The sequence below is a fragment of the Paracoccus litorisediminis genome (genome assembly GCF_009711205.1).
GTDB classification, from domain to species: domain Bacteria; phylum Pseudomonadota; class Alphaproteobacteria; order Rhodobacterales; family Rhodobacteraceae; genus Paracoccus; species Paracoccus litorisediminis.
The window spans coordinates 270,509-284,126 of record NZ_WMIG01000001.1; the positions used below are offsets into that span (position 1 = coordinate 270,509).

At 64.1% G+C, this 13,618-nt stretch carries 16 protein-coding genes and 1 tRNA gene; 11 read left to right on the plus strand and 6 right to left on the minus strand.

Annotated features, from left to right (window positions below; all coding sequences use genetic code 11):
* Positions 1-51 precede the first annotated feature (51 nt).
* The 11 genes from GL300_RS01385 (at position 52) to GL300_RS01435 (ending at position 9,898) form a co-directional block, all read left to right on the plus strand.
* A complete protein-coding gene (locus GL300_RS01385; RefSeq protein WP_155037786.1) occupies positions 52-1,425 on the plus strand; it encodes a LapD/MoxY N-terminal periplasmic domain-containing protein in 1,374 nt (457 codons plus the stop codon).
* A complete protein-coding gene (locus GL300_RS01390; protein WP_155037787.1) occupies positions 1,422-2,084 on the plus strand; it encodes a response regulator transcription factor in 663 nt (220 codons plus the stop codon). Before GL300_RS01385 ends, GL300_RS01390 begins: the two co-directional genes overlap by 4 nt.
* A 3-nt stretch (positions 2,085-2,087) precedes the next feature.
* The gene (locus GL300_RS01395) at positions 2,088-3,395 is read left to right on the plus strand and encodes a helix-turn-helix transcriptional regulator (protein ID WP_155037788.1); all 1,308 of its coding nucleotides are present in this window, start codon (positions 2,088-2,090) and stop codon (positions 3,393-3,395) included.
* A complete protein-coding gene (locus GL300_RS01400) occupies positions 3,392-3,643 on the plus strand; it encodes a hypothetical protein (protein ID WP_155037789.1) in 252 nt (83 codons plus the stop codon). The genes GL300_RS01395 and GL300_RS01400 overlap by 4 nt, the downstream gene beginning before the upstream one ends.
* Positions 3,633-6,293 carry an ATP-binding protein gene (locus GL300_RS01405; RefSeq protein ID WP_155037790.1) on the plus strand — a complete coding sequence of 887 codons (2,661 nt, stop codon included), beginning with the start codon at positions 3,633-3,635 and terminating at the stop codon, positions 6,291-6,293. The genes GL300_RS01400 and GL300_RS01405 overlap by 11 nt, the downstream gene beginning before the upstream one ends.
* A gap of 85 nt (positions 6,294-6,378) precedes the next feature.
* The gene (locus tag GL300_RS01410; protein WP_246195057.1) at positions 6,379-7,476 is read left to right on the plus strand and encodes a FliM/FliN family flagellar motor switch protein; all 1,098 of its coding nucleotides are present in this window, start codon (positions 6,379-6,381) and stop codon (positions 7,474-7,476) included.
* Positions 7,477-7,617: 141 nt separating this feature from the next.
* A complete protein-coding gene (gene infA / locus GL300_RS01415) occupies positions 7,618-7,836 on the plus strand; it encodes a translation initiation factor IF-1 (RefSeq protein ID WP_010397442.1) in 219 nt (72 codons plus the stop codon).
* A 57-nt stretch (positions 7,837-7,893) separates the two neighbouring features.
* Positions 7,894-8,526, plus strand: coding sequence for a Maf family protein (locus tag GL300_RS01420; RefSeq protein ID WP_155037792.1), 633 nt, complete (start codon positions 7,894-7,896; stop codon positions 8,524-8,526).
* The gene (locus tag GL300_RS01425) at positions 8,523-9,581 is read left to right on the plus strand and encodes a ribonuclease E/G (protein ID WP_155037793.1); all 1,059 of its coding nucleotides are present in this window, start codon (positions 8,523-8,525) and stop codon (positions 9,579-9,581) included. The genes GL300_RS01420 and GL300_RS01425 overlap by 4 nt, the downstream gene beginning before the upstream one ends.
* Positions 9,581-9,730, plus strand: a complete 150-nt coding sequence (locus GL300_RS01430) for a DNA gyrase inhibitor YacG (protein WP_155037794.1) — start codon at positions 9,581-9,583, stop codon at positions 9,728-9,730. The genes GL300_RS01425 and GL300_RS01430 overlap by 1 nt, the downstream gene beginning before the upstream one ends.
* 92 nt (positions 9,731-9,822) lie before the next feature.
* A tRNA-Phe gene (locus tag GL300_RS01435) sits at positions 9,823-9,898 on the plus strand.
* A 108-nt stretch (positions 9,899-10,006) separates the two neighbouring features.
* Here the strand turns inward: GL300_RS01435 and GL300_RS01440 are convergent.
* From GL300_RS01440 to GL300_RS01465, 6 genes are all read right to left on the minus strand, one after another.
* Positions 10,007-10,915, minus strand: a complete 909-nt coding sequence (locus GL300_RS01440) for an SOS response-associated peptidase (protein ID WP_425495918.1) — start codon at positions 10,913-10,915, stop codon at positions 10,007-10,009.
* Between the two features lie 291 nt (positions 10,916-11,206).
* Positions 11,207-11,569 carry a hypothetical protein gene (locus GL300_RS01445; RefSeq protein ID WP_170297584.1) on the minus strand — a complete coding sequence of 121 codons (363 nt, stop codon included), beginning with the start codon at positions 11,567-11,569 and terminating at the stop codon, positions 11,207-11,209.
* A 182-nt stretch (positions 11,570-11,751) separates the two neighbouring features.
* Positions 11,752-12,273 carry a hypothetical protein gene (locus GL300_RS01450; RefSeq protein ID WP_155037797.1) on the minus strand — a complete coding sequence of 174 codons (522 nt, stop codon included), beginning with the start codon at positions 12,271-12,273 and terminating at the stop codon, positions 11,752-11,754.
* 77 nt (positions 12,274-12,350) lie between these two features.
* Positions 12,351-12,545: a hypothetical protein gene (locus GL300_RS01455; RefSeq protein ID WP_155037798.1), complete on the minus strand. Its 195-nt coding sequence runs from the start codon at positions 12,543-12,545 to the stop codon at positions 12,351-12,353.
* Complete coding sequence (locus GL300_RS01460; RefSeq protein WP_155037799.1) at positions 12,542-12,814, minus strand: hypothetical protein; 273 nt, start codon at positions 12,812-12,814, stop codon at positions 12,542-12,544. Before GL300_RS01460 ends, GL300_RS01455 begins: the two co-directional genes overlap by 4 nt.
* Positions 12,811-13,170, minus strand: coding sequence for a hypothetical protein (locus GL300_RS01465; protein WP_155037800.1), 360 nt, complete (start codon positions 13,168-13,170; stop codon positions 12,811-12,813). Before GL300_RS01465 ends, GL300_RS01460 begins: the two co-directional genes overlap by 4 nt.
* Between the last annotated feature and the right edge of the window lie 448 nt (positions 13,171-13,618).

Genomic DNA, 13,618 nt, shown 5'->3' on the forward strand with positions numbered 1-13,618 from the left:
CGGGCCTAGTCTTGGCCTCGGGGGACCGCGCTTGAGCGGCTGAGGAGGGGAATGGACGCATCGGGCCAGTTCGGCGCGGTTGGCAAGCGGCCAACCGCCTTGCGGCAGCGTGAATTGCCCCTGCGCGGCATTGCGCTGGCCGGATCGCTGCTGGTCTGGATCGCCATGTTCGCGATCTCGGTCTCGGTCGTGATCTGGCATGCCCGTGATTCCGTCCGACGCGAAACGGAATCGGCCTTCATGCTGGCCAAGGCGGCGGCGACGCTGACCCTGCCCACCGCCTTCCAGCGCCGCGATGTCATGGCCGAGGCCACCCGCATCGCCGCCGATATCCGCGCCCAGCGCCACGTCACCGCCGAGCTGCGCGATGCGGCAGGCCAGCAGGTGCAACTGCCCGCCATGCTGCCGGTCCCGGTCGAGAACGACGCGCCGGAATGGTTCGCCCGCCTGTTCCGGCCACCGCCGATGCAGGATGTCTTTCCGATCACGCAATATCCCAATGTGCTGGGCCTGCTGGAAATCAGGACCGAACCCTCGGATGAGATCGCCGAGATCTGGCGCGACCTGACCGTGCTGGTGCCGCTGCTGCTGGTCACCGGGCTGCTCGCCGTCGGTTCGACCATGGCATTGACGCTGCTGGTGGTGCGCCGCCTCAACCAGCTTGGTGCAGGCCTTGAGCGCATGCGCATTGGCGAGCTGGACGCCCAAACCCCGCGCAGCGGTCTGGCCGAGCTCGATGCGCTTGGCGAAGGCATCGACACGCTGGCATCGCATCTGGCGCGCGAGCGGGCCGAAAACCGCTTGCTGCAAGGCCGCATGCTGAGCCTGGCCGAGGCCGAGCGCGCCCGTATCGCCACCGATCTGCATGACGAAATCGGCCCGCGACTGTTTGCGCTGCGTGCCGCCGTCGAACAGGCCCGGCGTCAGGACGTGTCCCCCGAACTGGCCGAGAACCTTGCCGCAATCGCCGCCCATTCCGACGCGATCCGCGACAGCGCCCGCGCCGCCATCGACGACCTGCGCCCCTCGCCTGACGATGCCGAAGGGCTGGAGGAGATGATCCGCGAATTGCTGATCGATTTCGGAGAGGCCGCGCCGCAGGTCGCCTTCGATCTGCATATCCCCGAGGCTCTGCCCGAACCCGGCGAATCCGGGCGGATCGCGATGTATCGCTTTATCCGTGAAAGCGTACTGAACGCACTGCGCCACGCCCGCCCAACGCATATCGCGGTCGATATCCAGACCGAGGGCCGCCAGATCAGGGCTCGCGTCTGCGATGATGGCCCTGCGCCGCTGCGCGAAGGCAGGCGCGGCCTTGGCCATCAGGGCATGCGCGACCGCGCTGCCGCCATCGGTGCGGAATGGCTGCCGCCACGCCGCGACGGGGGCATGACCGTAACCGAATTCAGGATGACCTTCCCATGACCGCCCCTGCCGCCCCGCTGCGAGTCCTTGTCATCGACGACCACCCTGTCGTCGCCGAGGGGTGGGAACGGATCACCCATGGCCGCATCGATTGTCAGGTGATCGCCGCGCCCTCGCCCTCACGCGGGTTTCGGGCATGGCGGCGCGAGGCTCCGCAGGTGCTGGTGGTGGACCTGACCATGGGCGACGCGAAACTGGCCGGGCTGCGCTTGATCGAGCGGCTGCGGGCGGTGGGCGCGACCCAGCCGATCCTTGTGTTCACCATGCATCGCAGCCCGATCATTGCCCGGCGCGCCTTGCAGGGCGGCTGCAACGGCATCGTCATGAAGGATTCCCCGTCCGAAGAAATCTGCGATGCGCTGTCCGAGGTGGCGCGCGGCGGCGATTACGTCCCGGCCGATCTGGCCCGCAAGATCGCGCTGCTGGACCGCCCCGGCGCGGTTCCCGTCCGCGCGCGCCTGACCCCGCGAGAAACGGACATCCTGCGCGCCATTGCCGGGGGCCTTGCCTATCGCGAGATAGCCGATCATGTCGGCATCAGCTACAAGACGGTTTCCAACGTCAGTCAGACGCTGAAGGATAAGCTGGGCGCGACCAGCTTTGCCGATCTGGTGGTCAAGGCCATCCGCCATTTCGAAGCCGCCGAGGATGGGATCTGACCGATGGGTCGCCCGCCCCTCGGCCAGTCATCGGACCGGATTGCGACGGGCCGCGCGCCGACCAAGCGCGCGCTGATCGGCACCCGCATCCGCGAACGCCGCCTGTCCCAGGGCTGGCGCCAGACCGAGGTGGCGCGCCGGGCTGAAATCTCGGCCGCCTACCTGAACCTGATCGAACATAACCGTCGCCCGGTCAGCGAGGCGCTGCTGGGTCGTCTTGCTCAGGCGCTGCATATCGACGTGACCGAGCTTGCCTCGGACCATGAGGAGGCGCTGATTTCCGGCCTGCGCGAGGCCGCCGGACGGCTGAGCGATCACAAGCACCCGCTGGAACTGGACCAGATTGCCGAATTCGCGGCACGCTATCCGGGCTGGGCCAGCGCGCTTTCCGTGGCAATTCACCGCGCCGACGCGCTGGAGCGACGGCTGGTTGCCCTGTCCGACAGGATGACGCGCGACCCCTATCTGCTGGCCACCCTGCATGAGGTCCAGTCCGCGGTGACCTCGGTCCGCTCGACCGCCTCGATTCTGGCCGAGACCCCCGATATCGAACCCGAATGGCGCGACCGCTTTCATTCCAACCTTGACGGCGACAGCGCCCGCCTGTCGCGCACGGCGCAGGCGCTGGTCGCCTATCTGGATACGTTCGAAGATGACGCGGTGCCGATGTCGCCGCAGGAAGAGGTCGAGGCATGGATCGCCGCCGGTCAGCCCGACCCGGCAGATTCCGCGGAACTGGCCTCGGACGCGGCGCGCAAGCTGGCGCGTGACATGGCCGCTGCGCAGGCCCGCGACCGCGAGTTGCTTTCCGATGCCGAACTCGCCGAGGCGACGGCCCTGCTGACCCTGCCCGATCCGGCGCTGCTGGCCTCAAGGCTGGGGCGGCCGCTGGATCTGGTGTTGCGCCGTCTGGGCGTGCTGCGTCCGGGGATCTGGGCGCATGCCGGGCTGATCGTCTGCGATGGCTCGGGGGCGCCGCTATTTCGCGTGGCCCCGCCCGGTTTCCGCCTGCCGCCGCCCGGTGAAGGCTGCGCGCTGTGGCCGCTGTTCGAGGCTTTGGCCCAGCCGCAACTGCCCGTCGCCCGGCTGGTCGAGATGGCCAGCGGCGCGCGCTATCTGGCATGGGCAGTCTGCGAGAGGCTGCTGCCCATGGGTTTTGACGGCCCACCGCTGAGCCGGGCCCAAATGTTGCTGCTGCCCGCCCCGCCCGAGGACCGACGCGAGGCCCTTGCCGTCGGCCCGGCCTGCCGCATCTGCCCGCGCACGCTGTGTCCCGCGCGGCACGAACCCTCGATCCTCGGTCCCGCATGAGGCTGCGGACACGTCGCCTGTTTTTGGGCCGCGACGCCTATCGCCGTCGCCGGATGATCGACGCGACGCGCATCCTGCCTGTCGTTTTTGCCCTGATCGTCCTGCTGCCCCCGATCTGGCTGCCGCATTACTTCAGCTTTGCCACCGGCACGTTGTGGCTGGGCACCGGCTGGTTCGTCACCATCCTGATCACCGCAATCCTGCATCGCGCCATCGGCAGCGCGTCGGAGGATGACGATGATTCCTGAAATGCTAGGCCTCGCGGCGATTCTTTACGTCGCGGCTATGTTTCTGCTGGCCCATGCCGCCGACCGCGCCGCTGCGGCCGGGCGCTGGCGCTGGATGAACCGGCCCGCGATCTACACGCTGTCACTGTCGGTCTATTGCTCGGCCTGGACCTTTTACGGCGCGGTTGGCTATGCCAGCCGCTCGGGGCTGGAATACCTGACGATCTATCTGGGTCCGGGCATCGTCTTTGCCGGGGCGTGGTGGGGGCTGCGGCATCTGGTCCGGGTGGCACGGATGCACCGCATCACCTCGGTCGCGGACCTGATCTCCAGCCGGTTCGGGAAATCGGCGGGGCTGGCGGCGCTGGTGACTGGGATCGGGATCACCGCCGCAACGCCCTATATCGCGCTGCAGCTGCAATCGGTGTCGATGGCGCTGTCGGCATTCGCCCGTACCGATGCGCCGCTGCCGGGGCATATCCCGCTATGGACCGCCATAGGGCTGGCGGCCTTTGCCATCCTGTTCGGCACCCGCAATCTGGCCGCGGATGAGCGCCACCACGGTGTCGTCATCGCCATCGCGTTGGAGGCGGTGGTGAAGCTGCTGGCCTTTATCGCCGTCGGGGTCTTTGTGCTGTGGGGCGTGGCGGACGGTCCCGCCGATGTGCTGGCCCGGATCGACCGCATGGCCACCCGCCCCGAGGGCGCGGGCTGGGTCATCAACCCCGAGCGCTGGTTGGTGCTGATCGGGCTGTCGGCCTCGGCCATTATCGTGCTTCCACGCATGTTCCATGTCATGGTGGTCGAGGCCAGCGACGACGACCGGTTGCGGCAGGCGGGCTGGGCCTTTCCGCTGTATCTGTTCGTGATGTCCTTCCTTGTGCTGCCGATCACGGTGGTGGGCGACGACATCCTGCCCGCAGGCTCGAACCCGGATCTGCACGTGCTGGCCCTGCCCTTGTCGCAGGGGCAGAACCTGCTGGCTGGATTCGTTTTTATCGGAGGCTTCTCCTCGGCCATGTCGATGGCCGTGGTCAGCGCCATTGCCCTGTCGACGATGATGGCCAACCATTGGCTAGTGCCCTTCTGGCTGTGGCTGCGCCATGGCGGCTTTCGCGCCAACCGCCTGCCCGGTGCCGCGCGCGAGGACCTGAAGGCACTGATGCTGAATGCAAGACGCCTTGCGATCATACTGATCATGTCGGCGGGCTGGGCCTATCACCAGATGTCGGGGGGCACCTCGGCGCTGGCGGTGATGGGAATTGTCGCGTTCTCGGGGATGGCGCAGGTGCTGCCCTCACTGGTGGCAGGGCTGATCTGGCGGGGGGCGACGCGGCGCGGGGCGATTGCCGGGATTTCGGCCGGGTCGCTGATCTGGATCGGGCTGATCTACCTGCCCTCGCTGGGTCTGGTGCCACAGCCGGTCCTGCCCGCCGGGATCGACCCCTTTGCCGGATCGGTGCTGGTGGCTTTAGGGGCCAATCTGGCGCTGCTGATTCTGGTCTCTCTGGTCGATTTCCCGAACCCGGTCGAACGCATGCAGGCGCTGTCCTTTGTCCATGCCATCGCCCCCGACAGCGCCGGACCCGAACGCGCAGGTTCCGCCCCGGCCGAGGCGCTGCTGACGCTGGCCAGCCGCCTTTGGGGCAGCGACCGCGCGCTGGAGATCTTTCGCGATGCCTCGGTCGAGCAGGGCAAGTCCGGTTACCTGCCCGATCTGACGCCGCGCTTTCTGACCGATTTCGAACGGGAACTGGCTGGTACCGTCGGTGCCGCCACCGCGGTTGCCCTGATGGGACAGGTCGCGGGGCGCGGCAGCATCACCGTTTCCGATCTGATGGAGGTCGCAGGTGAAGCCAGCCGTGCCCGCGCCGACCGCACCCGGCTGGAGAACGCCGCCGAAGAAATTGAAAGAACCGCACGCAAGCTTCAGGAAACGAACGATAAACTGACTGTTCTTTCGGAACAGAAGGACGCATTCCTTGGCCAGATCAGCCATGAATTGCGCACGCCGATGACCTCGATCCGGGCGTTTTCGGAAATCCTCAGCGAACCCGACCTGCCCGACCCGGACCGGTTGCGTTTCGCTGGTATCATCCATGATGAGACCGGCCGCCTGACCCGGCTGATCGACGACCTGCTGGACCTATCGGTGCTTGAGGGCGGGCAGGCCCGGTTGATCCTGTCCGTGGTCAATCTGCATGACGTGATCGACCGGGCCCTGACCGCGGCGCAGGCGACGGCGGCGCGGCGGGATTTCACGCTGCTGCGCGATCCGCCGGCCGAGCATCTGATGCTGCTGACCGATGCTGATCGGTTGCTGCAGGTCCTGATCAACGTCATCGCCAATGCCCGTAAATATTGCGACGCCCATGCGCCGCAGATCCGGATCGAGGCCCGGCGCAAGCCCGATGGCCGGACCGAGATCGACATTTCCGACAATGGATCGGGGATTCCCGTGGCAAAGCAGGCCCTGATATTCGAGAAGTTCTCGCGTCTGAACGATGCCTCGCGCGCGGGTGGCGCGGGTCTGGGACTGGCCATCAGCCGCGAGATCATGGAGTTTCTGGGCGGCAGCATCGCCTATCTTCCCGGTCAGGGCGGAGCCTGCTTCCGCCTGACCCTGCCGCACCGTCCGCGACCGCCTCGCACGGAAAATGCGGCGGAATAAACCGTTCCGAAACCAATCGCTGGCAGATTTGGCGCTGAGGGCGAATGATTCGGAAGTGGTGATGCAAGGCATGGACAGGGAAACGATGGCAGAGACGCCCATTCCGGGCGGTACGGTGCTGCGCGGCCTGATTGCCCGGCGCGACGAAACCCGCGCCCCCGAGGTTACCGCAATCCAGCGCCTGTCGGAAAAGGATCATGAACGCGCCGTCGCGACCGCGCTTGGCCGCGCAGCGGAACGCACGCAAAGCCTGCCGGTCTATGTCGAACGGGTGCGCTTTTCCTCGATGACCGTGGCGGAGATGCCCGAATACCTGCCCGAGCGTGCGTTGTTGGCCATTGCCGAGGATAACCGGGGCAAGATCGGCTTCGTCGCCCTGTGCCAGAACCTGCTGGCCTCGATGGTGGAAATGCAGGCGCTGGGACGGGTCACGCCGCGTCCGGCACAGCCACGGCGGCCCACACGGACGGATGCCGCGATTTCTGCCGAGTTCGTCAACGCTTTGCTGGATGAGTTGGGCCGCGAATTGGCCGCCCATCCGGGTCTGCCACGGTTCGGCAGCTTTCGCTATGTCGCCTATCTGGACGATCCGCGCCCGCTTTCCCTGATGCTTGAGGATGGCGCGATGGCCCGGCTGTCACTGGATTTTCGCATTGGCACGGGCGGCAAACGCGACGGCGCGATCCTGATCGGCCTCCCCGAGATGCATGTCCGTACCGAGATGCCCCCCTCGGCGCTGTTGCCCGTGGCATCCTCGCCCGCACCGCCGCCCGAAACGATTGAGCCCACCCTTGCCGAAGCGGTTCGCGAAGCCCCGGTCACGCTCAGCGGGGTGTTGTGCCGCCGGACGATGACGCTGCGCGCGCTGCGCGGCCTGCAAGCCGGTGGTCTGATTCCACTGCCCGGCAATGCGCTTGATGATGTGCGCGTCGAGACGATGGCAGGGCAACTTCTGGCGCGCGGGCGTCTGGGCGAAAATGAAGGTTTCCACGCGATCAAGCTGCGCCCGGCCGGAATCGACACGCCAGAGGGTGACACTGCCCGCGAACCGCTCAGCGCAGCGGGTTTCTCGGGGATCGAACTAGGCGCACCGCCAATCGATCTGGACATGCCCGATCCGTTCCGCAATCCTGACCGCAATGACCTCCCTCCTGCGCTGCCATTGCGCGCGGCTGAGGGCTGAAAGCCACGCTTGGGGCCGAATTCGGCCCGAACTTCGCCACTCCTGCGGGGCGATGATCAGATTCTCCTTGAAATTCTGGCCCTGCGGACGCATGTAGCATGCGCCCGCCGCACCCCGCGGGTATTCCCTAAAGGAGAGAACATGGCCAAGGAAGAAATGCTCGAATTTCCCGGCGTCGTGAAGGAACTCCTGCCTAACGCGACATTCCGGGTCGAGCTTGAAAACGGCCATGAGATCATCGCGCATATGGCAGGAAAGATGCGTAAAAACCGCATTCGCGTTCTGGCCGGCGACAAGGTTCAGGTGGAAATGAACACCTACGACCTGACCAAGGGGCGGATCAATTACCGCTTCAAGTAAGCCCTCTGCCTCGTCTGCGGCCCTGCCGCAGATGCGGGCCAGCTCAGGCATACCGACATGACAGACATCATTTCACCCCGCCCGGACACGTCGCCCAGCGGGGATTTTCATTTGCGGCCCGCGTTCATCCTTGGTTCGGCCAGTCCGCGCCGACTTGAGCTGCTGGCCCAGATCGGCATCCGGCCGGATCAGATCCTGCCCGCCGATATCGACGAAACGCCGAAGCGCAACGAAGAGGTCCGCGACTACACCCGCCGCATGGCGCGGGAAAAGGCCGCGGCTTTGGCCGGGCAGGCCGAGGGCGCGATTCTTTGCGCCGATACCTCGGTCGCTGCCGGTCGCCGCATCCTAGGCAAACCCGTGGACGCGGATGAGGCACGCGCCTTTCTGCGCCTGCTTTCGGGCCGCCGCCATCGCGTGCTGACCGCCGTGGCCTTGGCCCATCGCGGCCGCCTGCATGAACGGCTGGTCGAGACCACGATCCGCCTGCGCCCCCTCTCGCCCATCGAGATCGAGGACTACATCGCCTCGGGCGAGTGGCAGGGTAAGGCGGGCGCTTATGGCATTCAGGGCCGGGCGGGCGCCTTTGTCGCCTGGCTTCAGGGCTCGTACAGCGCCGTTGTCGGCCTGCCGCTTGCCGAAACTGCAACCCTGCTCGCCCATGCAGGAATCCGGGGGACATCGGAATGAAGGGACGCCAGATCGTTCTGGGACAGGTCTTTGGCCGCGACGCCGCCGCGCTGATGCAGGACGGCCAGCTTGAGGACCTTATCATCGACGCGGGCCATCTGACGCCTCTGCCCCCCGGCGCGATCTGCCGGGCCAAGGTGGACCGGCTGGTCAAGGGTCAGGGCGGGGTCTTCCTGCGCCTGCCCGAAGGCGAACGCGGCTATCTGCGCGATCGCAGCGGGTTGCGCGAAGGGCAAACGCTGCTGGTGCAGGTCAATGGCAGCGCCGAGGATGGCAAGGCCATCCCGGTCAGCTCGCGGCTGAATTTCCGCGGCCGCCATGTCATCGTGACCCCGGGCGCGCCCGGCGTGAACGTCTCGCGCCGCATTCGCGACGAGGACATTCGCGCGGGTCTGGCCCAGCTTGGCGAAGCCGCGGTCGAGGACATGCCCGACAGCCTCGGGCTGGTCTTCCGCAGCGCATCCGAACATGCCGAACTGGATGAAATCGCGGATGAGCTGAACCAGCTGGTCGAACTGGCCCGCAGCCTGATGGCCGATCGCGATGGCCCGCCCGAGCTGCTGCTGGACGCGCCTGAGCCCGCCGAGGCAGCCTGGCATGACTGGGCCGAGCCTGAGCCCGATTCGGTCGAAGATGGTGAGGATGCCTTTGTCCTGACCGGGGCCACCGATGCCGTCGAATCGCTGCTGTCGCCGCGAATCGATCTGGGCGGCGGTGCATGGGCCGAAATCGAGGCCCTGCGCGCGCTGGTCGCGGTCGATGTGAATACCGGTTCGGATCATTCGCCGGCGGCGGGCCTCAAGGCCAATATCGCACTGGCCCGCGATCTTGCCCGGCAACTGCGCCTGCGCGGTCTTGGTGGCCAGATCGTCGTCGATTTCGCGCCGATGCCCAAGCGCGACCGCGGGACGTTGGAGCAGATCCTGAAAGCCGCTTTCAAAGCTGAATCGGCCGAGACGGTTCTGATCGGCTGGACCGCGATGGGTCTTTACGAGATCAGCCGCAAGCGCGATCGCATCGCCTTGAGCCGTCTGGCGACAGGGGGGGCAGGCTGATGGCCTGCCCGATCTGCGGCAAGCCGGCGGTCGAAAAATACCGCCCTTTCTGCTCGCGCCGTTGTGCGGATGTTGACCTCGCGCATTGGCTGCGAGGCGACTACCGCATCCCCGCCGAGCCGGTGACAAATAAAGACGAAGAAGAATGAAATTTCTGCTTTTTCGGTCTGGACACCACCGCGCAGGTTCCCTAATAACCCGCCTATCGAAAGCGAGACGCTAGAGAGCGAAACGCGAAGATGCCCGAATAGCTCAGTTGGTAGAGCAGCGGATTGAAAATCCGCGTGTCGGTGGTTCGAATCCGCCTTCGGGCACCACTTTCCCCCAGAAAGTCGTGCTAAGTCAGTGCTTTAAAAAGCACCGTCCCTATCTGGTCCACCCAATAGCCCACCTTTAAAGTCTTACTTAGCAGATTGAGTTCGACATTAGATCGGATGTTCGATCTGCCGTAGTGCATCTTCGGCAAGTGGCCGTTGCAACTTACCGGCTATCTCGAAAGGCGCGGACAGCCACGTTTCCCATTCCTTGGGTTCGGTTAGTATCACCGGCATAGCCTTCCGATGAATTGCGCCAACGGTCGCGTTAGGAGCGGTCGTCAGAAAGGCGAACAGGTCATCTATCGTTTCACCGTCCTTCACTTTGCGGACTGACTGCCAGCCGCGAACCTCGATACCGGCAAAGAACATCGGTGCGTCGTCGGCTGCAGCAAACCACTGATTGCCGTTTCCGGCTCCAAGTGGTTCGGCGAAGGACGTGACCGGGACTAAGCATCGATAAGCCGGACCAAGCCAACGTCGCCAGTGAGATGAAGAAGTGTTGCGGACATTGGTCACGCCTGGGTCGCGGACAGTTTTCAGGACGGACGGCGGCGAAGGCATTCCCCAGCGCGCCCGCACCAGTTCCAATGCTTGGCCGTCGTGTCGAATGATTGGGGCCCGCCGATCTGGATAGATGCTGCCCGGCTCAAGGTTCCCGACCCTGTCTGCGAAAGCGAAGCCGCGGAACAATTGCCGCATTGCCTCTTGCGTGGTCGTGACGTTGTAGAGATTGCACACAGCCTCATCCTCGCCAGCCTTCCTGCCGAACGGCAGCGCTGGGGAAGAGTAACCGGGATAGCAGGTGCCGTCAGCCAACCCGAGTTCGGGAAAAGCGGAGCAAAAGCCATCAGCATCAGCGGTACTTCGGAAATAGAGCACAACGCAATCGCGCCCCGCCGTAACGCCACCACTGTGCCAAGCATAGTTGCCGCGGCCTATAATCCGATCCAGCCAGAGATGTACTGTATCAAATTGCAGGCCGAATCCATTCAGGGGAACTTGCAGCCTTATGCGCACGGGGAATGCGCGTTCGTCGGTCTTGGCCTGTGGGGTGGTGCGGCGTGTCATCGTGAGAACATTTCAGGAACGTAGACGAGTCGCAAGATGCGGCCCTTACCGTTATTCCCCGTTAAAAAACGGCGAGCCGGGCACATCGCAACCTGAAAAACCTGACATGGACCGCCTGAAAAAAAGCGGCAGCAGCCGCGATCAGATCCACGGCCTGCCCTGTTCTGCCCTGTAAAAACAGGCACCGCATCCTCAACATCTTGGCGCAGTCAAAGATGAAGCAGCTTCTACGGTGGTATTTTAGAAGCAGCCCTTTTCCGTGCCAGCAGCGGTAAGCGCCTCATAATGGCCTTTCAGAGAAGCAATCTGAGGCTCAAGGTCTGAACCTGCCGCAAGCACGAACAACGCGGGCCAGAACAGGACGACGCCGACACCGGTTGCTACCGCATCATTTGTAGACTTCTGTTGCTGCGTACCGGAAAGCTCGTTCACCTTATTCACCACACGATTTCTTTCGCTAACAATTGCTCGGCAGTTGTAGCTCGCATAGGTCGATGGGCTTACATACGTGCCCTGTATTTGGCTTGGCGAAGTAGCGCATGCGCTTAGCGCGGCTAACAGGAGCCCTCCAACGAAGAGCAATCCAATGGTGTGTTTCATCATCACGCCTCATGGTTGAATTCGTACAAGGTTGGACGAACTCATCCAGCTTAACCTGTTCAGGGAAAGCCGCTAATCTCTATCCGCAAGCGGTGCTTGCACAACGAATGCCGGAGACAAAAAAGCAAAGCCCCGGACGCTCGCGGGGCCTGTCAATCAAATTGGCTGCAACCAGAAATCTAAAGTCAGTTAAGCCGCTGCAATGCACCCGGTCCCGAAGATGCCAGCACCAGCGCTGGATCTTTGGGGAACGACCGAATGTCGAACCACTTGAAGCAGGTGCCGTCCCGATTCACCTGGTCGCCCGACGAGATGGGAAAGCCGTTCGAGGCATGACGGATCAGCCCGGCGCGGAAGGCCCGCAGATCCAGCAACCACCACAGGTCAAAGCCCGTCTCGGCTGCGTCGGCGTGGCCGTAGAACAGCCAGTCACCCTCGCCGTCGACAATCTTTGCCAACTCGGTCTGATTGCCCGACGGCAGGCGGGAGCGGATCGTGAAGTCGTAGGGATAGCGTCCCGCATAGCCATGACGGCGCACACGTGCCGCAATGCGCACGTCCCGGCCATCCAGCATCAGCAAGTCGGTGGCATGGCGGGTATCGAGGTAATCAGGCGCTACCCGCAGAAGATGCGCGCCGACGATACGACGGATCTCGGGGATAAATCGATCCGACCAGTTCCGGTTGATCGAATATACCATGTTCATGCTGATGCGCCCTCGCGCCAGTTGCCAATGTCGTGGAGGAAAAAAAGGCGCCCGACCGTAGCCGGGCGCCACAGGCGTTAGTTGTCGGGCAAAGCCACACTGTCCAAGGCCGCATTCAGTTCGCACGCGATACTGCGGGCGGTACTGATCGGCGACGACATGACTGCCGGTGCAAGACCCTCGTTGTCGAGAAGCTCTGCTGCCTCAAGAATGCGCTCGAGGTGCATGGCCCGCGCCTGCTGGTTCAGAATATGACCGAGGAGAGCGCTCATTCTGCGGCCTCCATTCGGACTTGTGGTCGGCACCGTGCCTGAAGAATCTCGCAGCCCATCCCGGCCACATGAGCCAGCGCCTGCGCCACCTCCAAGGTTTGCTCGACCATGTGTAGTCGACGCTCTTCCAGTTCGCCGCCGATGCCTTCGTTCAATAGTGCGATGCGGCAGGTTCCGATCATCGTTTCGACACAATAGACGAGATGTTCAGCCCACTCGTCCGGTTTGTTCGTTGTGATGATGTCGGTCAGCACAAGGGGCTCGCTCATGCAGCACCCCCGATCTGCGCCCGTGCTTCGGCCCAAATTGCGTCCCGGTGTGGGTGAGCGCTTGAAAGTTCAAATTCACCGAACGCCGTCCAAACCGCGACCTTGATGACCCAGTCGGTCGCGTTCTGACACGGCTCGCGCATCATCTGGTCTTCGTAGTCGCAACGCATGCTGACGAGGGCGTCAAACGCTTCCTCCTCCATGTCCAGTGCCCCATTTTCTTTCGACATCAGAACGGTCCACTGGCGATACATCCGCATTATCGGTGTTTCGCTCATAGCCTGCGCAGCGAGGCTCGGCGCCGCGCTGGCAGCAAGTGCGGCTGGAGCCAGTTTCATTAGATCACGACGTTTCATAGTCAGCTCTCCATTATGAGGATTGGTCTGGCGATGGCTCACGCGTCGGGATGGTCCAACGGCAGCGGGATTTGCCGAACGCGAAATCGTGCGCCTGAGCCGAGGCAATGTGATTGTACGACCTGCTCGAATGATCCGACCCACACTGCCGGGTTAACGGCTGTGGGAGAACCTGATTGCCTTCAGCAGGGGCAGCATTCACCTTGTGCGCCTTGACGCGGAGCAGCCCATGCGATCCGGCCGGCCATGCGCGGCCCGCAGGGCCTCGATCTGAAACTGGATAGCATTCTGAATCGACTTGAGGTCGCCCCGGCCCCGTCTCGATCTCCTCCAAGGCCAAACGCAGCCGCACGGCGATGAGCACACGCTGGGCTGTTGGCAGAATCGATCCAGCCGCACTAACAAGACATGCGGGCTCAGTCGCCACTTTGAGGACGCCGTGAATCAT